Origin of the sequence: Brevundimonas sp., from assembly GCF_035627475.1 — a bacterium.
Classification (GTDB): Bacteria; Pseudomonadota; Alphaproteobacteria; order Caulobacterales; family Caulobacteraceae; genus Brevundimonas.
Window position 1 is genome coordinate 20,119 of record NZ_DASPLR010000021.1, and the last position, 25,089, is coordinate 45,207.

At 69.6% G+C, this 25,089-nt stretch carries 23 protein-coding genes and 2 tRNA genes; 11 read left to right on the forward strand and 14 right to left on the reverse strand.

Translation table 11 applies throughout. The features are described from left to right. Window positions 1-41 precede the first annotated feature (41 nt). Window positions 42-1,406 (forward strand): DUF6880 family protein, encoded by a 1,365-nt coding sequence (locus tag VEA62_RS04860; protein ID WP_324819149.1) that lies wholly within the window; start codon window positions 42-44, stop codon window positions 1,404-1,406. 4 nt (window positions 1,407-1,410) lie between these two features. Here VEA62_RS04860 and VEA62_RS04865 read toward each other — a convergent pair whose 3' ends face one another. After that, window positions 1,411-2,655 (reverse strand): class I SAM-dependent RNA methyltransferase, encoded by a 1,245-nt coding sequence (locus VEA62_RS04865; RefSeq protein ID WP_324819153.1) that lies wholly within the window; start codon window positions 2,653-2,655, stop codon window positions 1,411-1,413. Between the two features lie 170 nt (window positions 2,656-2,825). Between VEA62_RS04865 and VEA62_RS04870 the strand changes: the two genes are divergently transcribed. Next, entirely contained in the window at window positions 2,826-3,473 is a 648-nt protein-coding gene (locus VEA62_RS04870; protein ID WP_324819155.1) for a hypothetical protein, read from the forward strand. Between the two features lie 153 nt (window positions 3,474-3,626). Here VEA62_RS04870 and VEA62_RS04875 read toward each other — a convergent pair whose 3' ends face one another. From VEA62_RS04875 to VEA62_RS04895, 5 genes are all read right to left on the reverse strand, one after another. Then, window positions 3,627-4,364: a TlyA family RNA methyltransferase gene (locus tag VEA62_RS04875; protein WP_324819157.1), complete on the reverse strand. Its 738-nt coding sequence runs from the start codon at window positions 4,362-4,364 to the stop codon at window positions 3,627-3,629. Beyond that, window positions 4,361-7,105, reverse strand: a complete 2,745-nt coding sequence (locus tag VEA62_RS04880; RefSeq protein ID WP_324819160.1) for a valine--tRNA ligase — start codon at window positions 7,103-7,105, stop codon at window positions 4,361-4,363. Before VEA62_RS04880 ends, VEA62_RS04875 begins: the two co-directional genes overlap by 4 nt. 85 nt (window positions 7,106-7,190) lie before the next feature. Continuing rightward, complete coding sequence (locus VEA62_RS04885) at window positions 7,191-7,844, reverse strand: DUF2497 domain-containing protein (RefSeq protein WP_324819163.1); 654 nt, start codon at window positions 7,842-7,844, stop codon at window positions 7,191-7,193. Window positions 7,845-8,022: 178 nt separating this feature from the next. Continuing rightward, window positions 8,023-9,501: a TolC family outer membrane protein gene (locus VEA62_RS04890; RefSeq protein ID WP_324819166.1), complete on the reverse strand. Its 1,479-nt coding sequence runs from the start codon at window positions 9,499-9,501 to the stop codon at window positions 8,023-8,025. A gap of 117 nt (window positions 9,502-9,618) precedes the next feature. Then, window positions 9,619-10,248 carry a protein-L-isoaspartate O-methyltransferase gene (locus tag VEA62_RS04895; RefSeq protein WP_324819169.1) on the reverse strand — a complete coding sequence of 210 codons (630 nt, stop codon included), beginning with the start codon at window positions 10,246-10,248 and terminating at the stop codon, window positions 9,619-9,621. 150 nt (window positions 10,249-10,398) lie between these two features. On the opposite strand from VEA62_RS04895, the gene VEA62_RS04900 reads away from it, so the two are divergent. After that, window positions 10,399-10,472: transfer RNA gene (locus VEA62_RS04900), tRNA-Cys, on the forward strand. A 233-nt stretch (window positions 10,473-10,705) separates the two neighbouring features. Here the strand turns inward: VEA62_RS04900 and VEA62_RS04905 are convergent. Beyond that, complete coding sequence (locus VEA62_RS04905) at window positions 10,706-11,503, reverse strand: RNA methyltransferase (protein WP_324819172.1); 798 nt, start codon at window positions 11,501-11,503, stop codon at window positions 10,706-10,708. 68 nt (window positions 11,504-11,571) lie between these two features. Between VEA62_RS04905 and VEA62_RS04910 the strand changes: the two genes are divergently transcribed. Continuing rightward, window positions 11,572-11,646: transfer RNA gene (locus VEA62_RS04910), tRNA-Asn, on the forward strand. A gap of 143 nt (window positions 11,647-11,789) precedes the next feature. Here VEA62_RS04910 and VEA62_RS04915 read toward each other — a convergent pair. Next, entirely contained in the window at window positions 11,790-12,539 is a 750-nt protein-coding gene (locus VEA62_RS04915; protein ID WP_324819174.1) for a hypothetical protein, read from the reverse strand. A gap of 82 nt (window positions 12,540-12,621) precedes the next feature. Here VEA62_RS04915 and VEA62_RS04920 point away from each other — a divergent pair, with 82 nt between their 5' ends. Beyond that, complete coding sequence (locus tag VEA62_RS04920) at window positions 12,622-13,224, forward strand: TIGR00730 family Rossman fold protein (RefSeq protein WP_324819176.1); 603 nt, start codon at window positions 12,622-12,624, stop codon at window positions 13,222-13,224. Between the two features lie 125 nt (window positions 13,225-13,349). Continuing rightward, entirely contained in the window at window positions 13,350-13,640 is a 291-nt protein-coding gene (locus VEA62_RS04925) for a CC_3452 family protein (RefSeq protein ID WP_324819179.1), read from the forward strand. Window positions 13,641-13,715: 75 nt separating this feature from the next. On the opposite strand, the gene gltX is transcribed toward VEA62_RS04925, so the two are convergent. The 3 genes from gltX to VEA62_RS04940 all read right to left on the reverse strand — a co-directional run bounded on the left by gltX (window position 13,716) and on the right by VEA62_RS04940 (window position 16,170). Further along, window positions 13,716-15,065, reverse strand: coding sequence for a glutamate--tRNA ligase (gltX, locus tag VEA62_RS04930; protein ID WP_324819182.1), 1,350 nt, complete (start codon window positions 15,063-15,065; stop codon window positions 13,716-13,718). A gap of 69 nt (window positions 15,066-15,134) precedes the next feature. Further along, window positions 15,135-15,563 carry an RNA polymerase-binding protein DksA gene (gene dksA / locus VEA62_RS04935; protein WP_324819185.1) on the reverse strand — a complete coding sequence of 143 codons (429 nt, stop codon included), beginning with the start codon at window positions 15,561-15,563 and terminating at the stop codon, window positions 15,135-15,137. A 181-nt stretch (window positions 15,564-15,744) separates the two neighbouring features. Further along, window positions 15,745-16,170 carry a flagellar assembly protein FliX gene (locus VEA62_RS04940; protein WP_324819187.1) on the reverse strand — a complete coding sequence of 142 codons (426 nt, stop codon included), beginning with the start codon at window positions 16,168-16,170 and terminating at the stop codon, window positions 15,745-15,747. A gap of 183 nt (window positions 16,171-16,353) precedes the next feature. Between VEA62_RS04940 and VEA62_RS04945 the strand changes: the two genes are divergently transcribed. The 3 genes from VEA62_RS04945 to VEA62_RS04955 are packed head-to-tail and all read left to right on the forward strand — an operon-like array spanning window position 16,354 to window position 18,199. Next, complete coding sequence (locus VEA62_RS04945; protein ID WP_324819190.1) at window positions 16,354-17,460, forward strand: flagellar basal body P-ring protein FlgI; 1,107 nt, start codon at window positions 16,354-16,356, stop codon at window positions 17,458-17,460. 2 nt (window positions 17,461-17,462) lie between these two features. Beyond that, a complete protein-coding gene (locus VEA62_RS04950) occupies window positions 17,463-17,759 on the forward strand; it encodes a rod-binding protein (protein WP_324819193.1) in 297 nt (98 codons plus the stop codon). After that, window positions 17,756-18,199, forward strand: coding sequence for a flagellar basal-body protein FlbY (locus tag VEA62_RS04955; RefSeq protein WP_324819195.1), 444 nt, complete (start codon window positions 17,756-17,758; stop codon window positions 18,197-18,199). The genes VEA62_RS04950 and VEA62_RS04955 overlap by 4 nt, the downstream gene beginning before the upstream one ends. On the opposite strand, the gene VEA62_RS04960 is transcribed toward VEA62_RS04955, so the two are convergent. Then, window positions 18,183-19,808, reverse strand: coding sequence for an ABC-F family ATP-binding cassette domain-containing protein (locus VEA62_RS04960; protein ID WP_324819198.1), 1,626 nt, complete (start codon window positions 19,806-19,808; stop codon window positions 18,183-18,185). The two genes, VEA62_RS04955 and VEA62_RS04960, sit on opposite strands and share 17 nt — an antisense overlap. 235 nt (window positions 19,809-20,043) lie before the next feature. Here VEA62_RS04960 and VEA62_RS04965 point away from each other — a divergent pair, with 235 nt between their 5' ends. Then, the gene (locus VEA62_RS04965) at window positions 20,044-20,535 is read left to right on the forward strand and encodes a group III truncated hemoglobin (protein WP_324819201.1); all 492 of its coding nucleotides are present in this window, start codon (window positions 20,044-20,046) and stop codon (window positions 20,533-20,535) included. On the opposite strand, the gene VEA62_RS04970 is transcribed toward VEA62_RS04965, so the two are convergent. Next, on the reverse strand, window positions 20,532-20,978 hold the full coding sequence (locus VEA62_RS04970; RefSeq protein WP_324819204.1) for a hypothetical protein: 447 nt from the start codon (window positions 20,976-20,978) through the stop codon (window positions 20,532-20,534). The two genes, VEA62_RS04965 and VEA62_RS04970, sit on opposite strands and share 4 nt — an antisense overlap. Window positions 20,979-21,209: 231 nt before the next feature. On the opposite strand from VEA62_RS04970, the gene uvrA reads away from it, so the two are divergent. Then, a complete protein-coding gene (uvrA, locus tag VEA62_RS04975) occupies window positions 21,210-24,149 on the forward strand; it encodes an excinuclease ABC subunit UvrA (protein WP_324819207.1) in 2,940 nt (979 codons plus the stop codon). On the opposite strand, the gene VEA62_RS04980 is transcribed toward uvrA, so the two are convergent. Next, on the reverse strand, window positions 24,146-25,087 hold the full coding sequence (locus VEA62_RS04980; protein ID WP_324819209.1) for a type II CAAX endopeptidase family protein: 942 nt from the start codon (window positions 25,085-25,087) through the stop codon (window positions 24,146-24,148). The genes uvrA and VEA62_RS04980 overlap by 4 nt on opposite strands. Window positions 25,088-25,089: the final 2 nt, after the last annotated feature.

Here is a 25,089-nt window from a genome sequence, read left to right on the forward strand (position 1 = left end):
GAGGCCCATGTTCGCCCGCTCACGAACGGAGGTCCCGGCCCATGGCGAAACGGCCGACCAGCGCCCGAAAGACCCTGAACGCGGCCAACCTGGCCGCCCTGGGGGCCGAACGGCTGGCCGCGATGCTGGTCGAGGTGGCGGGCGGAGACGCCATCTGGAAGCGCCGACTGAAGATGGAGCTGGCCTCCGAACTCGGCGCGGCCGATCTGGCCTTCGAGATCGACCGCCGCCTGGGGGCGCTGTCCACGAGTCGGACCCGGGTATCGTGGCGCAAGCGGCCGGAACTGATCCGCGACCTGCAGGCGCTGCGGCTGATGATCGCCGAACGTCTGGTTCCACTCGACGCACGGCTGGGGCTGGACCGGATGGTGGCGTGGTTCGACCTCTATCCGGCGCTGTCCCTGAGGGTGAAGGACCCCAGGGACGAACTGGGCCTGATGTTCGATGCGGCGACGCCCGCCCTCGCCGCCGCTGCGGCCGCGGCCGGCGCCGAGGTCGCGGGGCCGATCCTGGCCGAGGCCGTGCTGACGCGGCTGTCGGACTGGGGCCGCTGGATGGGCCGGACGGCGCCCGGTCTGGACAGGTCCGTCGCCCGCCGCCTGCTGTCCGGACTGACGGCGGGGCGACCGACGCCCACGGGGCGGCTGGCGCTGGTCGTGCGAAAGCTGGCGGACCGCGCGGAGGATTTCGAACTCTGGGCCGCCACCATCCCGGAAGCCGACCGCGCCCGTCCGGAGATCGGCGCCGAGATCGCCCGCCGTCTGGCCGCGGCGGGCCGCGCGGGAGAGGCGCGCGCCGCGCTGGAGGCCGCCCGCGCGCCGGCGGCGCCGTCTCGCCGGGGCCGAACCGTCGGCCCTGCGCCGGCCCCGCCGGACGCCTGGCTGACCGCGGAGATCGCGGTTCTTGAGAGCGAGGGCCGTTCAGAACAGGCCGCCGCCGCCCGGTGGGCCCTGTTCGAGCGCTCGCTCGACGCGGACCAGCTGCGCACCCTGATCGGGGCCCTGCCAGACTTCGAGGACGTGGCCGCGCTCGACCGCGCCCACGCGATCGCCGCGGCCTGGCCGGACGCCGACAAGGGACTGGCCTTCCTGATGAACTGGCCCGCCCATCGGGAGGCGGCGGAGATGATCCTGGCGCGGGCCGGATCGCTGCGGGGGACTGCGGAAGAATTCCCGCTCTGGGCCGGGCGGCTGGCCGGCCGCTATCCGGTCGCCGCGATTCTGCTGCTGCGCATCCGGATCAGGACGCTGGTGCAGCTCGGCGCCGCGCCGGAGGCCGCGCTCCTGGTCGCCGAAGCGGCGGCTCTGGCCGAACAATCCGACCTGCCCGCGGGCGTGCCGGATCATGCGGCGTTCGCGGCCGGGCTCGAGATCGAGATCCGCCGGTCGAGGTGGGGACGGCGGTGACTGTCTAGCGCCGGAACACCCCGACCAGCTCGACATGGGCGGACCACAGGAACTGGTCGACCGGGGTGACGCGTTCGAGCCGGAAGCCGGCGTCGATCAACACACGGGCGTCGCGGGCGAAGGTCACGGGATTGCAGGAGACGCCGACGACGGTGTGGACCTTCGTGGCCCCGAGCTGGGCGGTCTGGTCGCGGGCGCCGGCCCGGGGCGGATCCAGCACCACGGCGTCGCAACCGCGCAGATCATAGGGGGCCAGGGGGCGGCGGAACAGGTCGCGGGCCTCGGCCGTGACCGCCTTCAGTCCCCGGGCGGAGCCGATGCCGGCCCTGAGGGCGGCGATGCCGGCGGCCGAGGCGTCGGCGGCCAGAACGGGCGCGACCGTGGCCAGCGGGAAGGTGAAGGTGCCGGCGCCGCAGAACAGGTCGGCGATCTTCTTCGCCCCGCGCACGGCCTCGACGGCGCGCGAGACCATGGCCGCCTCGGCCTCGGGCACGGCCTGCAGGAAGCCGCCCGGCGGCAGGGGGACGGTGGCGGGACCGAAGGCGACCAGCGGCTGGCGGGACATGACCAGCGTCTCGCCGGCGAGGCTGAGCCGGGCGAGATCGGCCGAAGTCGCCGCCTCGATGGCCCGCATCCGGGCGTCGCGGGACAGGCCGCCGCTGCGGCGCTCGACCCCGGTGACGTCGACGTCGAGCCCGGTCAGGGTCCAGGTCACATGCAGGGTCGGGGCCGATTTGGGATGTTCGAGGAAGGCCTCGGCCACCCGCGCCAGGGCCGGGATGGCCGCGACCAGGCGCGGATCGGCCACCGGACAGGCGCGCACCTCGACCAGCCGCCAGCTCTTCCGCGCCTTGAAGCCCAGCACTACGCGGCCGTCGTCGCCGCGGCGCGCGTGCAGGGCAAGGCGCCGGCGCGTCCCCGGCGGCACGGCCACCGTGGCCTCGATCTCCGTCTCGATCCGCTCCCGTGCCAGCGCCAGACGGACCTGATCGCGCTTCCACTCCAGATACGGTCCCGTGGCCCAGTGCTGCAGCGAACATCCGCCGCAGTCGCCATAGTGGGGCGAAACCGGCGCGATACGGTCGGGGCTGGGCGCGAGCAGTTCGATGGACTCGGCCCGGCCGTCGCGGACCTCGGCCCGCACGATCTCTCCCGGCAGGGTCAGGGGCGCGAACACCGGGCCGGCGGGCGTTTCGGCGATCCCGTCGCCCTGCCCGCCTACGCGCGTGATGGTCAGCGTTTCCGTCATCGCGCGCTTCTAGAGGTTCCGGGCCCCGGACGAAACATGGGCAAACCTGAACGAAGATGAACGGCGCGCTCAAAGGCCGTTCAGCTTCGGGGCCTTAACGATGAATGCAACAGACCGGGGCGCCGTTCGTTCGGGCTCCATCTCTGCAACAGAGTTCAGGATCGACCCCGATGTTCGCCCGTCTGACCGCCATCACCACCGCCGCCGCCGTCGGCCTGCTGGCGGTTCCCGCCACGGCCTCGGCCCAGGCCTACAGCTACCAGGGTGACCGCTACGGCTCCTATGAGCAGCCGTACCGCTACGACGACCGCTACGGCTATGACGACCGGTACCAGTATGACGACCGCTACCGTGACGACCGCTATCGGACCTCCTGCCGGAACGACCGCCAGGCCGGTGGCGCGGTGATCGGCGCCGGCATCGGCGCCGTGGCCGGCTCGCAGCTCGCCGCGCGGGGCCGTCGCACCGAGGGCAGCGTGCTGGGCGGCGTGCTCGGGGCCGTGATCGGGGCCGGCGTGGGCGGCAGCTCGGGCCGCGACTGCGACCGCTACTACGGTCAGTCCGACTACCGCTACGACGACAACCGGTACGGCTATCAGTCATACGACCGCTACGACGACGGCTACCGGTACGACGATCGCTACGACGACCGCTACCGCTACGGCCAGACCTATGAGTACGACCGCAGCTACAGCAGCCGCTACCAGTCGGGCTATGGCCCGGATTCCTACGGCTGCCGCACCATCGAGACCCGGGCCCGCACCCGCGATGGCCGTCTCGTCACCCGTTATGAGCAGTCCTGCCCGGACCGCTACTGACCGAATCGCGTCGCCGATTATTTTTCAGCCCCCCTGTCGATCGGCGGCGTGACGGAGACCCCCGGTGGAGAAATCCATCGGGGGTTTTTCCTTTTGGACGAGGGGCGCCAACGCTCGCGACGCGGTCGGTCGCTGTTTGGTCCATGACAGCGCTCAGGCCCGGCGGCGCGCCCAGAGCAGGAATTCGACGTTGCCGTCGGCGCCGGTGATCGGGCTTTCGGTGGTCGCCTGCACGGACCAGCCACGGCCTTCCAGCCATTCGCAAACCGAGGCCACTGCCGCCCGGTGCGCGTCCGGATCCCTGACCACGCCCTTGCGGTTTCCGCCGCCCGGCCGGTCGGCCTCGAACTGGGGTTTCACCAGGGTGACCAGGTCGGCGTCCGGGGCCGCGAGCGACAGGGCCGCCGGCAGCACCTTCGCCAGGCCTATGAAGCTGGCGTCGCAGACGATCAGCTGCGGCGGCTCGGGAATCAGGTGGGGGCCCAGGTCGCGGGCATCGGTGTGTTCGAGGTTGAGCACGCGCGGATCGGCGGCGACACGGGGGTGCATCTGGCCCGAGCCGACGTCCACGGCATAGACGCGCGCCGCGCCGTGCTCGAGGCAGACCTCGGTGAAGCCGCCGGTCGAGGCGCCGATGTCGAGCACGATCCGGCCTTCCACGGCCACCGGCCACAGCGACAGGGCGTGATCGAGCTTCAGGGCCCCGCGGCCGACCCAGCGGTGCGCATCGGCGTAGGTCACGACGGCATGGCCGGCGACGGGCTGAGACGCTGTCCTTGCCGGCGCCCCGTCGACGGTGACCCCGCCCGCCTCGATGGCGGCCTTGGCCTTCGCGCGGCTCTCGGCAAGGCCGCGCGCGACCAGAAGCTGGTCGAGCCGGCTCTTCGTCACCCCACCGCGTCCAGACGGGCGAGAGCGGCCTGGAGCTTCGCCTTGCCGGCCTCGGCCTCGGCCAGCTTCTCGCGTTGCTCGTCCACGACTTCCGGCGCGGCGCGGGCGACGAAGTTCGGGTTGCCGAGCTTCTTGTTGACGTGGCCGATATCGCTGTCGAAGGCGGCGATCTCCTTCTCCAGCCGGGCGCGTTCGGCGGCGAGATCGATGATCCCGGCCAGCGACAGGGCGGCCGTGGCCCCGCCGGAGACGAAGGTCACCGCGCCGGTCGGGGCCGTCGCGGCCACGCCGATCTCCGACACACGGCCAAGCGTCAGGAGCAGGTCGCGGTGGCGCGCGATCCGGTCGGCGGTCGAGGCGTCCGGCGCGATGAAGGCCAGCGGCGGCTTCGCGGACGGCGGCACGTTCATCTCGGCGCGCAGGCCGCGTATCCCGGTCACCAGATCGACCAGCCAGCCGATCTCGGCCTCGGCGGCGGCGTCGACGAAGGCCTCCGGCAGATCCGGCCAGGCGGCGCCGATCAGGCTCGGCTCTGTGCGCGGCGCACCCTCGGACGCGAGCTTGTCCCACAGCTCCTCGGTGATGAAGGGCATGACCGGGTGCATCAGCTTCAGCGTCTGGTCGAGCGTCCAGGCGGTCATGGCGCGGGTCTCGGCCTTGGCCGCCTCGTCGGCCCCGGTGAACACCGGCTTGGCCAGCTCCAGATACCAGTCGCAGAAGACGTTCCAGACGAAGCGGTAGAGGGCCGCGGCGGCGTCGTCGAAGCGGCCGCCCTCGATCGCCGCGGACACTTGGCGCTCGGCCTTGGTCAGCTCGCCGCTGATCCAGCGGTTGATGGTCTGGTCGACCGCGGCCGGATCGAAGCCCTCGACGCGGCGCGCCTCGTTCATCTGCGAGAAGCGCGCGGCGTTCCACAGTTTTGTGCCGAAGTTGCGATACCCTTCAATGCGTTGGCGCGACAACTTGATGTCGCGCGTGCCCGACAGGATGGCCATGGTGAAGCGCAGCGGGTCGGCGCCGAGCTCGTCGATGATGGTCAGGGGATCGATGACGTTCCCCTTCGACTTGCTCATCTTCTGGCCCTTCTCGTCGCGGACCAGGCCGTTGATGATCACGCGCCTGAACGGAACCTCATCCATGAAGTGAAGTCCCATCATCATCATCCGGGCGACCCAGAAGAAGATGATGTCCGCAGCAGTGACGAGGTCCGAGGTCGGATAGAAGCGGCGCAGGTCCTCGGTGTCCTTCGGCCAGCCCATGGTCGAGAACGGCCACAGGGCCGAGGAGAACCAGGTGTCGAGGACATCCTCGTCCTGGGTCAGCGGGGTCTCGGCGCCATAGTGGTGGCGCGCGGCGGCGCGGGCGTCGTCCTCGCTCTCCTCGACGAAGATAGTCCCGTCCGGCCCGTACCAGGCCGGAATGCGATGGCCCCACCAGAGCTGGCGCGAGATGCACCACGGCTCGATGTTGCGAAGCCATTCGAAATAGATCTTCTCGTAGCTCTTCGGCTCGAAGGTCGTGTCGCCCTGCTCCACCGCCTTGATGGCCGGCTGGGCCAGGGTGTGGGCGTCCACGTACCACTGATCCGTCAGCCAGGGCTCGATGACCACGCCCGAGCGGTCGCCGTGCGGGACGACGTGGCGGGTCTTCTCGATCTCCTTGAGCCAGCCTTCCTCCTCCGCCCGGGCGACGATGGCCTTGCGGGCGGCGAACCGGTCCATGCCGCAGTATTCGGCCGGCACATCGGGCGTATCGGCGTTGGTGATGCGAGCGAAGGCGTCGAGCACGTTGAGGGCCTCGAGCCCGGTGCGCTTGCCAACGCCGAAGTCGTTGAAGTCGTGGGCCGGGGTGATCTTCACCGCGCCGGACCCCTTGGCAGGGTCTGCGTAGGCGTCCGCGACGATCGGAATGCGGCGGCCGGTGATCGGATGATCGATCAACTTGCCGACCAGACCCGCGTAACGCTCGTCGTCAGGGTGCACGGCCACGCTGGTATCGCCCAGCATGGTCTCGGGCCGGGTCGTGGCGACGACGATGTAGTCGCGAGTTTCCCATTCGGTGGCCTTGCCGTCATCGTCGAAGGCGACCGGGTGTTGATAGGTGACGCCGTCGGCCAGCGGATAGGCGAAATGCCAGTAGTGACCGTCGACCTCGCGCTGCTCGACCTCGAGGTCCGAGATGGCGGTCTGGAAATGCGGATCCCAGTTCACCAGCCGCTTGTCGCGGTAGATCAGGCCTTCCTTGTGCAGCTGGACGAAGACCTTGCGGACCGCGATCTGCAAGTCGGGATCGAGGGTGAAACGCTCACGCGACCAGTCGCAGGAGGCCCCGAGGCGACGCAGCTGCTGCTGGATCGAGCCGGCGCTGGTCGCCTTCCACTCCCAGACCTTCTGCACGAAGGCGTCGCGGCCCATGTCGCGGCGGCCGACGTTGCCCGCGGCCGCCAGCTGGCGCTCGACCACCATCTGGGTGGCGATGCCGGCGTGGTCGGTGCCGGGGAGCCACAGCACGGCCTTGCCGGTCATCCGGTGATAGCGGGCGAGGATGTCCTGCAGGGTGTTGTTCAGCGCGTGGCCGATGTGCAGCGAGCCGGTCACGTTCGGCGGCGGAATGACGATCGAATAGGCCTCCGCGGCCGTGTCCTCGTCCCGGTCGGTTCTGGGGGCGAAGACGCCGCTCTCTTCCCACATCGCGTAGAGGCGCGGTTCGGCGGCTTTGGGATCGAAGGTCTTGTCGAGCATGGGGTGGTCTTACACGAAAGAGAAAGGGCGGCCCCGACTGGAGCCGCCCCGGAATGATCTAGCCTTGATCAGGTCGCAGGTGAAGCTAGCCGGCGGAGCGGGCGATGCGTTCGACTTCCTTGCGTACCTGGGTCTCGACGATGCCCGGCAGGTTGGCGTCGAGCCATTCCTTCAGCATCGGGCGCAGCAGCGCGCGGGCCAGTTCGTCCAGCGTGGGGCCGGAGGGCGTCGAGGGTTCCATGGGCTCGGACTTCTTCAGGGATGAGGCCAATCCGGCAAAGGCGGACGCGGCGCTGGCCGCGGCGCTGTCGCCGACGAGGGTGTCGTAGCCGGTCGGCGCCGTCGGGGCAGCCGTATCGGCGGCGGTCGCCGGCTCGGGCGCGAAGGCCGATTCGCTGACCGCCTCGACCGGGAACGGGTCGACCTCGGTCCCGGCGGGCGAGACGTCGAGATCGCCGATGCTCTCGGCCGCAGGGGCCTCATAGGTGTCGGTCAGTTCGAGCACGTCCTCCTCCGAGGAGACCGGCTCCTGCATCGCCGGCGTCTCGTCCATCATCGCGGGCGAGACTTCGATGTCCTCGTCGGCCTGCACGGGCTCGTCCCCGGCCGGGGCGGCGGCGGGAGCGGTTTCGGCCGGGGCGGCGGCCGTTTCGGCCGGTGCGTCGTCTTCGGAGATGATCCGGCGGATCGACGCCAGGATCTCCTCCATCGTCGGTTCCTGGGCGGTCTGGTCGGTCATGTCGAAACCCCGAGGCGCGCGCGTCGAACGCACAAGGCAAATGGTTGGGCGGCGCGGGGCCACGGCCCCTACCCCCTCAATGTCGTCGCATCTCAGCCCGCTGGAATCAACGGGCGTTTTTCGCGTCACAGGTTAACGAAGCGGTCGCGGGTCGCCCGTCGGGCGATCCGCCGCCGGCTCAGTTCCGCGGCGCGGTCTGGACGATCTCGGACTTCAGCTGCTGATCGATCGGCGCGTCCGGGGCGTCGTTGGCGGGCATGATGGGCGGCGCCACGATGCGGTCGACGGCCTCGAGCAGGCCGTCCCACGGCAGGGCCCCGCGGTCGCGCACGCGGTCGTAGTTGTCGGCGGGATCATAGAGGGTCAGGGTCGGGTCGAGGTCCGCCCCTTCGAGACGGCCCATGGCCGCCAGAAGGTTGGCCTGGGCGACGTATTCGTTGCGGCGGGCGCTGGCCAGGGTGATCTCCGCGTTGCGCAGCTCCAGTTCCTGGTTCAGCACGTCCAGGGTGGTGCGCAGACCGACCTGGGCTTCCTGGCGGACGCCCTCGGCGGCGACGGTGGCGGCGCGGACGGCCTCGGTCCCGGCCTCGAGGCTGGAACGGGCAGACAGCGCCTGGGCATAGGCCGAACTGACCGAGCGCAGGGTGTCGCGGCGCTCGCCCTCGACGTTGATCTGGGCGACGTTGGCCCGCTCGAAGGCCTGGGCGACGCGCGAACTGTTCAGACCTCCGGTGAAGAGCGGCACCGAGATGCTTGCGCCCGCGGTCAGGCGGGTGGTGTCGCCGATGTCGCCGATTCGGTCGAAGTCGTCGTTGGAACCGCCGTACGAGGCCGTGAGGCGCGCCGAGGGCATGTATTCAGCCTTGGCGGCGGCGACGTTGGCCTCGGCCGCTCGCAGGCTCCAGCCGGCGGAACGGATGCCCGGATTGTCCTGCAGCGCCACTTCCAGGGCGGCGTCGAAGTCCGTCGGCACGCCCGGCAGCACCGGCATCGGCGCCAGATCCGTCGGCGACTGGCCGACCACTGCGGCGTAGGACGCGCGTGACACCGACAGTTGGGCCTGGGCGTTGGCGAGATCGGCCTCGGACTGGGCCAGGCGCGCCTCGGACTGGGCGACGTCGGTGCGGGTGATTTCGCCGACCTCGAAGCGGGCCGAGGCCTCCTCGAGCTGGCGCTGGAGCACGCCGAGATTGGCCTGGCGGATGCGGAGGATTTCGGTGTCGCGGAGAACGTCCGCATAGGCCTGGATCACCGAGGCCAGCACGGTCTGCTCGATGTCGCGCAGATCCTCGCGCCCGGCCAGGATCTCGGCTTCCGCTGCGGTGATGCCGTGGCCGATTCGGCCGCCGCTCCACAACGTCTGCGACAGGCCGATGCTGGCCGAGGCGCTGTCGCCCTCGAACCCGGCGGCGTCACCGTAGGCCTGGGTGTGATTGCCGCTGATCGTGACGTCCAGCTGGGGGCGCAGACCCGAGCGGGCCTGGACCACGGACTCATCCAGCGCCCGCTGGTTGGCGCGCTGGGCCAGCAGCGACGGGTTGGTCTTGTAGGCCAGGGCGATGGCTTCCTGCAGCGTCTCGGCCCAGGCGGGCGCGCTCAGGCCGGTGACGACGGCGATCAGGGCGACCGAGGCGAGCGCGCGCGAACGTTTCAGCATGACTGTTCCTGCCTGGCGCACGCGAGGATGCGCACGCCCTTTGTATCCCATAGGCCTGATGCGGGACGGTTTCCTCCCGCGCCAGTTAAGATTTTTTCACGCGACCCGAAAGGCCGACTACAGGGCGAAGGCCGGCTCCGGCGCAAGGGCGCCGAGCACGGGCGGCGCCGAATCGAACAATTCGCGCCGGGACAGGCCCGAGGCGCCCTTCACATACAGGACGGCCTTGCCGGCGGGGCCGGAGCGCTCGACCACGGCGAGACGGCCGCCGACCTTGAGCGCGGCCAGCCAGGCGTCGGGCCGGACAGGCGCGGCGGCCTCGGAAACGATGATGTCATAGCCCTCGCCCACGGGGCGGGTGAACGGCGCGAGGACGCCTTCGACGCCCGCCTCGGCCAGGGCCGGAGCCACGATGTCGAGAACCTCCGCATCGGCTTCCTGCGCGGTGGCAGAGAGCCCCATCTGCGCCAGCACGGCGGCGGCATAGGGCCCGGCGATGGCCAGGGCCGTCTCCCCGGCGCGGGGTTCCAGCGCCATCAACAGTTTGGACAGGTCGCGGGGCAGCATCAGTCGCCGGCCGTTGGCGATCTCGGGCTCCATCTCGGCGTAGGCCGCGAAGGCGCGATCGGCGGGGAGGAAGCGCTCGCGCGGGACGGCGAGCAGCGCGGCCTGGAGGTCGCGGTCAGTGACGTCGTTCACCCGGACCTGACTGTCCACCATGATCTTGCGCGCGGCGGCGAAATCCATCTGTCGATCGTCCCGAATAGGCAAGGCGCGGTAACGCGCCGGAAATCTCGCGCGCTTATAGGTCTGTGCGTTGCGGGCGACAATCCGATCTGGTAGCGAACGCCCCTCGCGATGGCGAGGTCGCCCCCGATGGTGTCGGGGACGGCCCAGGGCCTGATGGCGGAGTGGTTACGCAGAGGACTGCAAATCCTTGCACCCGAGTTCGATTCTCGGTCAGGCCTCCATCGCGATTTTCGGACAGATCAGACCGGTGCGGTCATCCAGCCGATGACGGTGGCCGCGCTCACCGTCGCGGCGACGATGGCGATGGCGACCGCGACACGCGCGTTGCGGTTCACGAAGAACAGAATGCTGTCGAACATGACCAACTCCCCCCGGACCAAGGCACAGCGCCACAGATCGCGGCGTTCATCAAGGTATACGAAGGGTTAATCGCGGATTGGTGAACGGTTCTCGCCTATCGGGTGAAATGATGCAGGGCGATGGCCCCTGCAGTCGCCACATTGAGGGAATCGAAGCCGCCGGACATCGGAATGCCGACGGTTTCGCAGCGTTCGATCAGTTGAGTCGGCAGGCCGGGCCCCTCTGCGCCGAGGACGATGGCGGTCCGCCCGCCCCGGGTCGCCAGATGCAGCGGAGCCGCCGACGCCGGGGTCATGGCCAGGACGCGGAACCCGGCCGCCTTCAGGCCGTCGACCATCTCGTCCGCTGGCATTCCCGTCGCCATCGGCGTTCGCAGCACAGCGCCGACCGAGACGCGGATGGCCTTGCGGTAGAAGGGATCGCAGCAGCGGTCGTCCAGCAGCACGGCGGCGGCTCCGAAGGCCGCGGCGGCCCGGAATATGCCGCCCATGTTGTCGTGGTTTCCGATGCCGCAGGCCAGCACCACGACGGCGTCGTCGGCAAGGCCGGCGAGCACCTCCGCCAGCGGCCGCGCGACGGGCTTCTCGCCAAGCGCCAGTATGCCCCGATGGAGGTGAAAGCCCGCCACGCGGTCGAGCACCGGCTGCGGGGCCGCATGGACCGGCGTGTCCGGCGGCAGGGCGGCCAGCAGGTCCGCCAGGGCGGCGAGCCGCTTTTCGGCGATCAGGGCGGCGACCGGCCGGCACAGGGAGGCCGGCGAGGCGAGCACCCGCAGCACCACCTCCCCCTCGGCCACGAACAGGCCCTGCCGGCCCGTCAGGTCCCGCTCGCGGATATCCAGGAAGGCGGCGACGCGGGGGTCCAGCGGATCGTCGATGGGGATTGCGGCCAATCGGATATTTCCCGTTGCGTGAGCCTGACTCGCGCTGCTATAGCGCGCGCCTTCCCGAGAGGAAGTGTTCCGCGGTAGCTCAGTGGTAGAGCAGCCGACTGTTAATCGGCTGGTCGTAGGTTCGAATCCTACCCGCGGAGCCACTCTCCCTCCCCCTCCCGACCACAGCGCAGAAAAAAGCCCGACGCGAGCGCCGGGCTGAAGTCGTTCGGTGATGGTGGGTGTCCTCGAACAAAGGAAGACGCTCCCTCGATCAGCTGAATTGGTTAACGGCGCGTAAACCCTCCTATGGCGCCCCGAGATCAGGCAGCCAGGTCGCCTGGCGGGCGCCGCCCGGGCCGGTCCAGGCGACCCGCCAGCCTGAGCCGATCCGTTCCACCGCCAGCCCGCCCGCGGGCGAGCCGGGCTCACCAGGCCAGTTGAAATCGCGGCCGGCGACCTGGATCTGATCCGGGCCGTCGTGGGGGGCCAGCATGACGCTCCAGCGCCCTTGGGCGTCCGGGTCCACCTGCACGGTTTCGCCGCCGCTGCGCACCTCTATCTGCGCGAGTCCGGGGGCCCGGCCGGAGGCCAGGCGCATGCGCCCGTCGCTGTCGACGGCGCCCAGGACCGGGGCCGCGTCGAGCCGGCGCGTCGGGCCGCCGGGACGAAGCACGACGATCGGGCCCTGCCCGGCCGCCAGGATCAGCAGCCGGTCCGGCGAGGGCGCCGTGTCCTGGCCCACCTGTGTTTCCGGCCGGAGCAGGAGGTGTTCGGCGGGCGCCGGCAGTCGAATCTCGAACCGCCCGCTCGCGTCGGCGGAGGCCGCGAAGGCCCCGCCCCCGTCGCTGCGCAGCACGACGCGCGCGTCCGGCTCGGCGAGGCCGGACGCCACGAGGGCGGAGCCGGCCCGCTCCACACGCTGGATCACCGGCGGACGGGTCCAGTCGCCGGCCGCCTCCGGGCTCGCCTTGTCCTGTTGGGGCGGTTCCGGAGAACAGGCGACCACGCCGCCCGCGAGCACCGCCGCGACCATGGACAACATCGCCCGTTTCATCCTGTCTCTCCGACCGTTAGGAGTGTCGCCCCAGATAGCGCGGCGGCGCGCCCGCTGTCTTTCACTGTCTTCAAGAGGCCTCATGTCGTCGCCCGTCACCATCCAGCCGTTCGACGGCAAGTCCGTCTGCCTGTTCTGCGGCTCGTCCGAAACCGTCCGTCCCGAATATCTGGCGGCGGCGCGGGCGTTCGGGGAGGAGACGGCCAGGGCGGGCTGGCGGCTCGTCTACGGCGGCGGCGGCGTGGGCCTGATGGGGGCGTCGGCGCGGGCTGCGCACGCCGCCGGCGGGCGGGTTCTGGGGGTGATGCCCGGCTTCCTGCGCAGCCGGGAGCGGCTGTTCGACGAGGTCGAGACCCTGGTCGTGCCGTCGATGCACGAACGAAAGACCATCATGTACGACCAGTCTGACGCCTTCGTGGTCGCGCCGGGCGGCGTCGGCACCCTGGAGGAAGCGATCGAAGTGCTGTCGTGGAAACGCCTCGACCTGCACGCCAAGCCGGTCATCTTCTTGAATCTGAATGGCTTCTGGGACTCGCTTCTGGCGGTCATGGACCACAGCATCGAGGAGGGGATGACCCCGGCGACGTTCAAACAGGCGTGGCTGGTTTGCGACACCGTGTCGGCCGCAATCGAGGCTGTGCGCGCCTCGGACGAGATGCCTCACTTGCAACATGATCAGCGATAAGTAATCACTGGTCAGTCAGTGGGTCGTGCGTCTCTTTTGAAAACGCCGCTTGACAGTTGCGTATGAAAACGGACACTGGCGTCGCCGGGCGGATCCACGCCCATTCCAGTTTCGGAGACCTCCCCATGCGTGTTCTGCTTATCGCCGCGGCCATGCTCGTCGCCGCCCCGGCCATCGCCCAGGCCCCCGCTTCCAGCGCGGTGCTCGCCGACGCGGCCAAGGCCCCGGCCGCGCGCACCATCATCGACGGCGCCACCTGGCGCTGCGAGGGCGCGACCTGCACCGCCACGGGCGGCGCCAACCAGCCCGCCACGCGCGCCTGCCGCCGGGTCGTGGCCCGCTTCGGCCCGGTGACGGCGTTCAGCTACAAGGGCGTCGAATTGACGACGGAACAGATCGCCGCCTGCAACGCCTGACGGTCCGAGGCTTCCTGGCAAGAACAAGGGCCGCCCTTTTCGAGGGGCGGCCCTTTCCTTGTCCGGCGATGAGCCTCAGGCGGTCTCGCCGGACAGGCGTTTGACGATGCGCTCCCGGCCGATCAGCGGCGTCAGGGTGGCCATGTCCGGGCCGTGTTCCTGGCCGGTCAGGATGTGGCGCAGCGGCATGAACAGAGCCTTGCCCTTCGCTCCGGTGCGTTCCTTGACGGCATTGGTCCACACGGACCAGGCGTCGGGCCCGAGGCTCGGCGGCAGGACCTCAAGCGCCGCCGCGGCAAAGGCCGGATCATCGATGACGGGTGTGACCGGCCCGCTGATGATACGTTCCAGATCAACGACGTCCGAGAACTTCTGAAGGTTCGGGCGCAGGGCGTTCCAGACAGGCTCGCCCAGATCGCAGCCGATCGCGGCGAGCCTCGGCCGGGCCGTCGCATAGTCCATGGCGTGCAGCGCCTGGGCGTTCAGGCGGTCGAGGTCGGCGGTGTCGTAGCGGGCCGGCGAACGCCCCATCTTCGAGAATGAGAAGGACGCGCCGAGGGCTTCGATCGAGGGTGCGACCTCGAGCGGATCGGAGGTGCCGATGCGGCCGAGATGGCTGGTGATGGCGATCGGCTCGTAGCCCTGCTCGCGCATCTCGGAGATGGACAGGGAGCCGAGCCGCTTGGACAGGGCCTGGCCGTCGGCGCCGACCAGCAGCGGCATATGGGCGAAGGCCGGCACCGGGCCGCCGAGCGCCTCGAATATCTCGATCTGTGCGCCGGTGTTGGTGACGTGGTCCTCGCCGCGGATCACATGGGTGATGCCCATGTCGATGTCGTCGACCACCGACGGAAGGGTGTAGAGGAACAGGCCGTCCTCGCGGATCAGCACGGGGTCGGACATCGAGGCGGTGTCGACCTCGGCGTGGCCGCGCGACAGGTCTTCCCAGGCGACGCGCTTGCCGTCGAGCTTGAAGCGCCAGTGCGGCCGGCGGCCCTCGGCCTCGTAGGCGGCCTTTTCGGCCTCGGTCAGCTCCAGGGCCGCACGGTCGTAGACGGGCGGCAGGCCGCGCGACAGCTGCACCTTGCGGCGGCGATCCAGCTCTTCCGAGGTTTCGTAACAGGCGTAGAGGCGTCCGGAGGCCTTCAGGCGGGCGGCGGCTTCCTCATAGCGGTCGAACCGCTTCGACTGGTTGTAGCGCTCGTCCCAGACCAGGCCGAGCCAGGTCAGGTCATCCTCGATACCCTGCTCGAACTCGGGCGTGGAGCGCGCCAGGTCGGTGTCGTCGATGCGCAGGACGAAAGACCCGCCCTGCCCGCCGATCCGCGCGTTGCGGGCGAACATCCAGTTCACCAGCGCGGTGCGCACATTGCCTACGTGCAGCTTCCCCGTCGGCGACGGGGCGAAACGAACCTTGACGGACATGGAGCGACCTTGAAAGCGAGGCGCGGTAGGTCGCGCTCGCAGCCGCCCAAGTCAAGGCGTGGCGGCCGCTCAGTCGTCGCGGTGGACACGCTCGCGGCGTTCGTGCCGTTCCTGGGCCTCGACCGAGAGGGTCGCGGTCGGGCGGGCTTCCAGCCGGCCGAGGCTGATCGGCTCGCCGGTCTCCTCGCAGTAGCCGTAGGAGCCGTCCTCGATGCGGCGCAGCGCTTCGTCGATCTTGGAGATCAACTTGCGCTGGCGGTCCCGCGTCCGCAGCTCGAGGGCGCGGTCGGATTCCGACGACGCCCGGTCGACGAGATCCGGATGATTTTCCGTCTCGGCCTTGAGGTTGACGACCGTACCCTTGGACTCGCGAAGGATTTCGTCCTTCCAGGCCAGGAGCTTGGCCTTGAAATAGGCCTGCTGCCGTTCGTTCATGAACGGCTCGTCCTCGGAGGGCCGATAAGTGTTCGGCTCGCTCGCAGACGCCAATGCGTTCATCGCACTCACGCTCTCAACAGCGCCCCCCTGTGGCGCAGTGCTGCGTATAGGGATGGCGAAGAGTCGCGGCAACAACGCTCGCGCGAGCGTGACCGACGATTGATCGGGTCGGCGCGCGAGCGTGACATTTCTTCATCACCCGAGGCTTGCCGAGCGCGCTTTTGCGAAAGATTTCGCCGACTTATGCTGCGCTGCGGCGAAGATCGGCCTTGGCCAGCTCAACCGCGGCCCGCAGATCGATCTGGGCCAGCAGACTGTTCAGGCCCGGATCGGCGTCGATCGGCCGCTCTTCTCGCAGGCCCCGGCCGAGGCGCTCCAGCGTCGCCTCTCCGGCCTCGCCGGCCAGCAGCGCCAGCTTCAACTCGTCCAGACGATCCAGCAGGCCGCCGCCCCGGCGGATGGCGCGCCGCCGCCGCTCGGTGGCGTCCTCGACCCCCTGCAGCGCCATCAGGGCCGACACGCCCGCCACGCCGGTCGTGGCGGCCGCGGCCGTCGCCGCTCCAGCCGCCGCGCCGCCCCCGACCGGGGGCACGGAGAAGCCGCCTGCCGCTTTCGTGGGGCGAGGTCCCTGGGAGGAGGACGGGCCTGAGGGGCCGGTGACCTTCATGGATTGCGACTCCAGAACATGCCGGACCTTCGTCGGCTCCGGGTCACCGTTTGGTTAACGCCCCGGCAGTTTCTGCCGCATGACCAAGGCATGCCGCACCAGCAGAGACTGAATTGACTGGGTTTTCCGGTTGGCACGGTGCTGGCATCGCAGCAGGCACAACAGTTCGCGGACACCGTACCGATGCAGAAACTGCTCGCCTCCCTCCTCACCGCCGCCGCCCTGGCGGGATTCGCGGCCCCCGCGATGGCGCAGTCGCGGATCAAGGATATCGCCGCTATCGAAGGCGTCCGCACCAACCAGCTGGTCGGCTACGGCCTGGTGGTTGGTCTGAACGGCACCGGCGACAGCCTGCGCAACTGCCCCTTCACCCGCCAGTCGCTGGAGGGCATGACCGAGCGGCTGGGCGTCAATATCCGCGGCTCGAACGCCAACTCCAAGAACATGGCCGCCATCATGGTGACCGCCGAACTGCCGCCGTTCGCCACGCCGGGCGCGCGCATCGACGTGAACGTCTCGTCCATGTGCGACGCCAAGAGCCTGCTGGGCGGCACCTTGCTGGTGACCAGCCTGCAGGGCGCCGACGGCGAGGTGTATGCGGTGGCCCAGGGTTCGATCCAGACGGGCGCGGTGTCCGCTTCGGGAGCTTCGGGCTCGTCGGTCACGCGGGGCGTGCCAACGGCGGGCCGCATCGCCTCGGGCGCCACGGTGGAGCGCGAAACCGGCTTCCACCTGGCCAATATGAACGAAGTCCGCCTGACGCTGCGCAACCCGGACTTCACGACGGCCCAGCGCGTCGCCGCCGCCATCAACCAGGTCTATCCGAACGCCGCCCTGGCCGAGAACGGCACCGTCATCGCACTGCGCGCGCCGGGACAGATGGGCATGGCGGGCTTCATCAGCCGGGTCGAGAACCTGCCCGTCGCCGTGGACGCGCCGGCCAAGGTGATCATCGACGAGGTCAACGGCGTCATCGTCATGGGCGACGCGGTGCGGGTCTCCACCGTGGCCATCGCCCAGGGCAACCTGACCGTCTCGGTGCAGGAGACGCCGATGGTCAGCCAGCCCGAGCCCTTCAGCCGTGGAGGCGAGACCGTGGTCGTGCCGCAGTCGGACGTCTCGGTCGAGGAGGAGCTGGGCCGGCAGATGCGCATCGTCGGCGGCGGGGCGTCCCTCTCCGACCTCGTCAACGGCCTGAACGCCCTCGGGGTCAGCCCGCGCGACATGATCAGCATCCTGCAGGCCATCAAGGCGGCCGGTGCGCTGCAGGCCGACATCGAGGTGATGTGAGCATGAGCGACCTCGCCGTCTCCCCCGCCCTGCTCCAGCCGACGCCGTCCGCGCCGGCGCCCACCGCCCGGATGCGCGACACCGCCGAGGCCTTCGAGGCCTCCTTCCTGGCACAGATGCTGAAGCCGATGTTCGAGGGCCTTTCGACCGACGGACCCTTCGGCGGCGGCGAGGCCGAGGGCACCTGGCGCGGCTTCATGATCGAGGCCATGGCCAAACAGACCGTCAAGGCCGGCGGCATCGGCCTGGCCGACCAGGTCGTCGCCCAGATGCTGAAGATGCAGGAGCAGGCTCAATGACCGGAACCGCCGAACTGAACGCCACCGCCCGGGTGCGGCAGCTGATCGATCTGACGGAGCGGCTGACGGCCAGCCTCGGCGCCGAAGCCAGGGCTTTCGAGGCGCACCGGCCGCAGGACGCCGCCGCCACCCTGGCGGGCACGCAGGATATGGCAAACGCCTACCGCCGGGAGTCGGCGCAGGTGAAGGCCAACCCCAGCGTGCTGGCGGCGGCTCCGGTGGCCGAGCGCAAGGCCCTGATCCGTGTCACCGAAGCCTTCGAGGCGGTCCTGAGCCGCCACGCCCGCGCCATCGAGGCGGCGCGGATCATCTCTGAGGGTCTGGTCCAGACGATCGCCGCCGAAGTCGCCGCCCAGCGCGGCAGCCCGTCGGCCTATGGAGCCAGCGGTCGGGCCAACGCCGGCGACGGCCGGGCCGTAGCCTTCAATCGCACCGCCTGAGCTCCAGCGTCCGCTGAACCCCGATCGCCCGCAGGAAGTCCGGATCGTGGCTGACCACGATCACGGCCCCGTCGTAGGCCGTCAGCGCCGTCTCGACCGCCGTTATCGAGTCCAGGTCGAGGTGGTTGGTCGGCTCATCGAGGATCAGCAATTGCGGAGGCCGGGTTCCGGTCATCACGCAGGCCAGGGCGGCGCGCAGGCGCTCGCCGCCGGACAGGGTTCCGACGATGCGCTGCGCCGCCGTGTTGCGGAACAGAAAGCGGGCGAGCGCCGCATGCGCGTCGTTGGGCGTCGCGTCCGGGTTCAGGCGCCGCCAGGCGTCCAGCAGGGTTTCGTCGGGCCTGAGCAGCGCCGCTTCCTGATCCAGCAGGGCAGCCGGCACGGGACGCTCGACCGCGCCACTGCCCGGGTTCAGTTGACCTGACATCAGCCGCAGGAGGGTAGACTTGCCAGCGCCGTTGGGACCGGTGATCGCCACCCGCTCCGTACCGGTGATCCTCAGCGAAACCGGACCGACGATGCGCCGGCCGCCCGGCGCGTCCCAGGCGGCCTCGTCCAGCACCAGCACCGTCTTCCCGGGGGCGAGACCGGTCGAGGGCATGGGAATGGCCATCGCCCTGACCCGTTCGACCCGTTCGCGCGCCTCGTTGAGCTCGGTCTCCGCCGCCTCGGCGCGACGCCGGGCCAGCAGATCTTCCCGTGCGCCCGAATTCTCGGCCCGCTCGGCCATCGCGCCCAGAAGGATTTTGGGCTCCGACTTCCTCGCCGCGAAGGCGCGTCCCGCCTTGTCGCGCCGCGCCTTCCTCTCCAGCGACTTCTGGCTCTCGCGCGCAGCCTGGGCGGTGTTCCTTTCAGCGACGTCGAGATTGCGTTCCGCCGCCGCCCGCTCCGCCGCCTTGCGCTCCGCGTAGAGGTCATAGTTCCCGCCGTAGGTTGCGGCGCCGAGGCCGGACAGCTCCACGATCCGGTCCATGCGGCGGAGCAGGGCGCGGTCGTGACTGACGACGACGACGCCGCCCTTCCAGCGGTCCAGCAGGTCGGCGACGGCCGCGCGGCCCTCGACGTCCAGATGATTGGTGGGCTCGTCCAGCACCAGTAGGTCAGGCTGCTCGAGAAGCAGGGCGGCGAGACGGACACGGGTCTGCTCGCCTCCGCTCAGCGTCGCCGCCGGACGATCGGGGTCAGTCCCTTGCAGACCGACGTCGGCGAGCGCCGCTTCGATCCGGCCCTCCAGCATCCAGTCGGCGGCGGCGAGATCGTCCGGGCCGCCCTCCCCTGCCAGCACGCGGCGAACAGCCGCCATGGCCGGCGCGACGCCGAGAAGGTCGAGAATGGTTTCGCCGGCGCCGGGCTCGCGCCTCTGCTCCAGCCAGCCGACCTTCCCCGCGCGCGAGACCGAGCCCTCGACAGGCTCGATCAGGCCTGTGACGAGACGCAGCAGCGTGGTCTTCCCGACGCCGTTGCGGCCGACGAGGCCCGTGCGCTCGCGCCCGAAAGCGAGGCTGAGGTCAGAGAATAGGGTGTGGCCGTCAGGCGTCCGGGCCGCGACGCGATCGAGCGTCACGAATGCGGATGGGGACGGGCTTGGGGCGAGGCTGGGTGAGGACATGGACCAACGCGAGCAGCGAAGCGGAAAGGGCGAAACCAATTCCCAGTGCGCTGATCATGTTCGTCGGGCCTCCAGTGAACTCACTCGAAATGACAGGATGGGCGCCAGACCCGGGCTTCGCAAGCATTTTCGACGGTTGGCGCGAGTGACGAAGCCGTTACCGGCGCTCGCCGGCGCCGTGGCTGCGACGCCGCGGACGCTGGCCTGAGGCGCATTCGCGCCCTACATGGCGAGCATGAGCCACGCCGCCGACCCCCAGGACGCCGCCGGCCGCCGCGCGGCGATCGTCGAGCAGATCCGCGCTGAAACCGGCATCGACGAGAGCATGATCGCCCGGCTGGTCGACGGCTTCTACGATCGGGTGCGCGCCGATCCGCTGATCGGCCCCGTGTTCAACGACCGTATCGAGGACTGGGCCCCCCACCTGGAGCAGATGCGGATGTTCTGGTCGTCGGTGGCGCTGATGAGCGGCGTCTATCACGGGCGGCCGATGCCGAAGCACCTTCCCCTGCCGGTCGACGCCCGTCACTTTGATCGCTGGCTGGAGCTGTTCGAGGCCACCGCGCGCGACCTGTGCCCGCCCGCCGCCGCCGACCATTTCATCGAACGGGCCCGCCGCATCGCCGAGAGCCTCGAGCTGGGCATCGCCGGGGCCAACGGGGTGCTGTTGGGCAAGGGCGAGCGGTACCTGCGGCCGACCGAAGCCTGGACGCCGGCCGAGGCCTAACTGGCCGCCACCGGTATTTGCACTGGCGCCGCCGTCCCGGGCTTCATGCGGGCGTTGACGTTGAAGCTCTCGACCTTCCACGCCTCACCCTCCTTCACAAAGGTGGTGTCGGTGCGAACAACCCGGTCCGGATAGTCGTACTCCTGGGCCAGCGAATAGCGCTGGCCTCCCGTGCCGGCGTACGACCGCCATCCGAGCGGTTTCGGCTCCGGCGCGGCGCCGGCCGGAGCGAACGACCGGATCATCGGCAGCTGAGCCCTCACGGTCGCGGGGTCATTGCCGGAAGACATCCGGGCCAGCAGGGCGTCGTCGCGGCCTTCGACCAGATCGCCGTACAGCGCCTGCGCCTGAGCTGCCCGCTCGGCGTCGCCCTCCATGCTCGGCATCGAGCACGCCGCCAGGGCGCCGACGGCCAGCAGTCCCAGGAGCCTTCTTCGGTGCATGATCTGTCCCCCCGTCTGGACGCTACTCGGACACAACCTCGTCGCCAATCCACCGAAGTTCGGAGGCCCGGGGCGGGCCTGCTGCCAGAAACTGTCAGCAGGCTGGCATCGCGAGAGGTTTGTTCCTACAATGTTCTTGCTGAATCCCGCGAACCAATCCCCATATAGCGCTGTCGCGCCGGAGCTTGCCCGGCCCTTCCGCGTTCCCGGACTCCCAAGCCTTCAGGCCTCATGACCGAAAAGCACAACTTCATCCGCGTGCGCGGCGCGCGCGAGCACAATCTCAAGGGCGTCGACCTCGACATCCCGCGCGAGCAGCTGGTGGTGATGACCGGCCTGTCCGGATCGGGGAAGTCCTCCCTGGCCTTCGACACCATCTACGCCGAGGGACAGCGCCGCTACGTCGAGAGCCTGAGCGCCTATGCCCGCCAGTTCCTCGAGTTGATGGGCAAGCCCGACGTGGACCTGATCGAGGGTCTGTCGCCCGCCATTTCGATCGAGCAGAAGACCACCTCGAAGAACCCGCGCTCGACGGTCGGCACGGTGACCGAGATCCACGACTACATGCGCCTGCTGTGGGCGCGCGTGGGCGTGCCCTATTCGCCGGCGACCGGCCTGCCGATCGAGAGCCAGACCATCTCCATGATGGTCGACAAGCTGGCCGCCCTGCCAGAGGGCGAGCGCATCCTGCTGCTGGCCCCGGTCGTGCGCGGGCGCAAGGGCGAGTACAAGAAGGAGATGGCCGAGTGGCAGCGCTCGGGTTTCCAGCGGCTGAAGATCGACGGCGAGTTCTACGCCATCGAGGACGCGCCGACGCTGGACAAGAAGTTCAAGCACGACATCGACATCGTCGTGGACCGGATCGTCACCAAGGCGGGGCTGGAAAGCCGCTACGCCGACAGCCTTCAGACCGCCCTTGGCCTGGCCGACGGCATCGCCGTGGCCGAGTGGGCCAATGTCGCCGAGGGCGAGAAGGAGCCGCGCCGGCTGACATTTTCGGAAAAGTTCGCCTGCCCGGTCTCCGGCTTCACCATCAGCGAGATCGAGCCGCGGCTGTTCTCGTTCAACAATCCGTTCGGCGCCTGCCCCGTCTGCGACGGCCTGGGGGTCAAGCTGGCCTTTGACGCCGATCTCGTCGTGCCGGACCGCGACAAGACCCTGCACAAGGGGGCCATCGCCCCGTGGTCGCGCGGACCGTCGCCGCTCTACACCCAGACCCTGCAATCGCTGAGCCGCCACTACGGCTTCTCCATGGACAAGCCGTGGCGCGAACTGCCGGCGCAGGCGCAGCAGGTGATCCTGCACGGCACCGGCGCCGAGAAGATCAAGTTCCGCTACGACGACAACGCCCGCACCTATGAGGTGTCGAAGGTCTTCGAGGGCGTGCTGCCGAACCTGGAGCGGCGCTGGCGCGAGACGGACAGCGCATGGGTGCGCGAGGAACTGGGCCGGTTCCAGTCCGAGACCCCGTGCGAGGCCTGCGGCGGCAAGCGGCTCAAGCCCGAGGCCCTGGCCGTCAAGGTGGCCGGCACGGACATCGCCGAGGTGTCATGGCTGTCGATCAGGCACGCCCACGAGTGGTTCACGGGGCTGGCCGACAAGCTGACCGACAAGCAGATGGAGATCGGGCGCCGCATCCTGAAGGAGATCACCGACCGGCTGCGCTTCCTCAACAACGTCGGCCTCGACTATCTCAGCCTCTCGCGCGCCTCGGGCACCCTGTCCGGCGGCGAGAGCCAGCGCATCCGCCTCGCCTCCCAGATCGGTTCGGGTCTGACGGGCGTGTTGTACGTGCTGGACGAGCCCTCGATCGGCCTGCACCAGCGCGACAACTCGCGCCTGCTGGAGAGCCTGCGCGGCCTGCGCGACCTCGGCAACTCCGTGCTGGTGGTCGAGCACGACGAGGAGGCCATCCTGACGGCCGACTATGTCATCGACATGGGGCCGGCCGCCGGCATCCACGGCGGCGAGGTCTGCGCCCAGGGCACGCCGGCCGACGTCATGGCCAACCCGAACTCCCTGACCGGCAAATACCTGACCGGCGAACGCGAGATCGAACTGCCGCCCGAGGGCCGCCGGCCGGTTGACCGCAAGCGGATGCTGAAGATCAGCGGCGCCACCGGCAACAATCTGAAGAGCGTCACCGGCGAGATTCCCGGCGGCCTGTTCACCTGTGTCACGGGCGTCTCCGGCGGGGGCAAGTCGACCTTCACCATCGAGACCCTCTACAAGGCCGCCGCCCGCCGCCTGCACAACGCCTCGGACGCCCCGGCTCCCTTCGACCGGATCGAGGGGCTGGAGATGTTCGACAAGGTCATCGACATCGACCAGAGCCCGATCGGCCGCACCCCGCGTTCCAACCCGGCCACCTACACCGGCGCCTTCGGGCCGATCCGCGACTGGTACGCCGGCCTGCCCGAGTCAAAGGCCCGCGGCTACGGCCCCGGCCGCTTCTCGTTCAACGTCAAGGGCGGCCGCTGCGAGGCCTGCCAGGGCGACGGCCTGATCAAGATCGAGATGCATTTCCTCCCCGACGTCTACGTCACCTGCGACGTCTGCAAGGGCAGGCGCTACAACCGCGAGACGCTGGAAATCGTCTTCAAGGGCAAGAGCATATCCGACGTTCTGGACATGACGGTCGAGGAAGCCGCCAGCTTCTTCAAGGCCGTGCCCTCGATCCGCGACAAGATGCTGACCCTGAACCGGGTCGGTCTCGGCTACGTCAAGGTCGGCCAGTCCGCCACCACCCTGTCAGGCGGCGAGGCCCAGCGGGTCAAACTGTCCAAGGAGCTGTCGAAACGGGCCACCGGCAAGACCCTCTACATCCTCGACGAGCCGACCACCGGCCTGCATTTCGAGGACACGCGCAAGCTGCTCGAGGTGCTGCAGGAGCTGGTCGACAACGGCAACACCATCGTGGTGATCGAGCACAATCTCGACGTCATCAAGGTGGCCGACTGGCTGCTCGACTTCGGCCCCGAGGGCGGCGACGGCGGCGGCGAGATCGTCGCGGTCGGCACGCCCGAACAGGTCGCCGCCAATCCGAAGAGCTGGACCGGAAAATACCTCAAGGAGGTGCTGGACCGGCACGAGGCGCGGCGCAAATCCCGGGTGGCGGCGCTGGCCGGCTCCGTCGAACCCAAACCCGCCCGCGTGAAGAAGAGGGCCTAGGCGGCGGGGTCTCCGGCGACATCGACGACGCCGTGATCCTTGCTGCGCCCCCTGAAGATCAGGATGGCGGATCCGATCAGCAGCACGGCCGTGGTGACGACGCTGCCTTCAGGCCCGAAGGCGGCGCCGGTGATCCACCAGGGCACGGTGGTCCGGGTGCCCAGATCGACGATCAGGGGCGTGGTTTCGATGACCTGACCGGAAACCTCGAGCCCGAAGCCGAGGCCCAACAGCCAGTTCCATGCGGCATGCCAGCCGCAGACGCCCCACAGGGAGCCCTCGCGCGCCGCATACATGCCGATGAAGACGCCGAACAGGATCACGTTCAGCACGCCGGTCAGGAGTTCGGGCGACGGTTCGATATTGAGCGCGTGCAGCAGGCCGAACAGGACAGAGCTCAGGCCCAAGCCCCAGGCGAGGCCGTGGCGCGATGCGATGACCTGCATGAGCCAGCCGCGGGTGAGTATTTCCTCGGTCGAACCCTGGATCACGAAGCCCAGCATCAGGACCACAATGGGAAACAGGGCGGCGCCGACATTGGCCGCGGCGAAGGCTCCGCCCGCGTCGACGCGGTATCCGCCCAGCGCCCAGATGATGCCGACCACCGCGACGAGAAACGCCAGACCGACGGCGTAGCCGCGCAGAAAACGCTTCGGCCCCGAGCCGTTGAATCCGATCGTCGCCAGCCCCCTTCGCTCGAACAGCGTGACCCACAGGATGACGATGCCCGCGGTGAAGGCGAAGGAGGCGAGCGTGAACGCGGTGCCCTGCCAGCCGATGGCCTCCCCTTGCGGGGAAAGGAAGCCCAGCAGAACGCCCGGCACGGCGCCTGCGATCTGGCCTGTGACGATGAAGACGACCGCGAGCACCAGGGCCGCGACCGTCCAGGTCCGGCGGTGGCGCGGCTTGCGCGGGGCGTAGAGTTCGATTCCCGTCATGA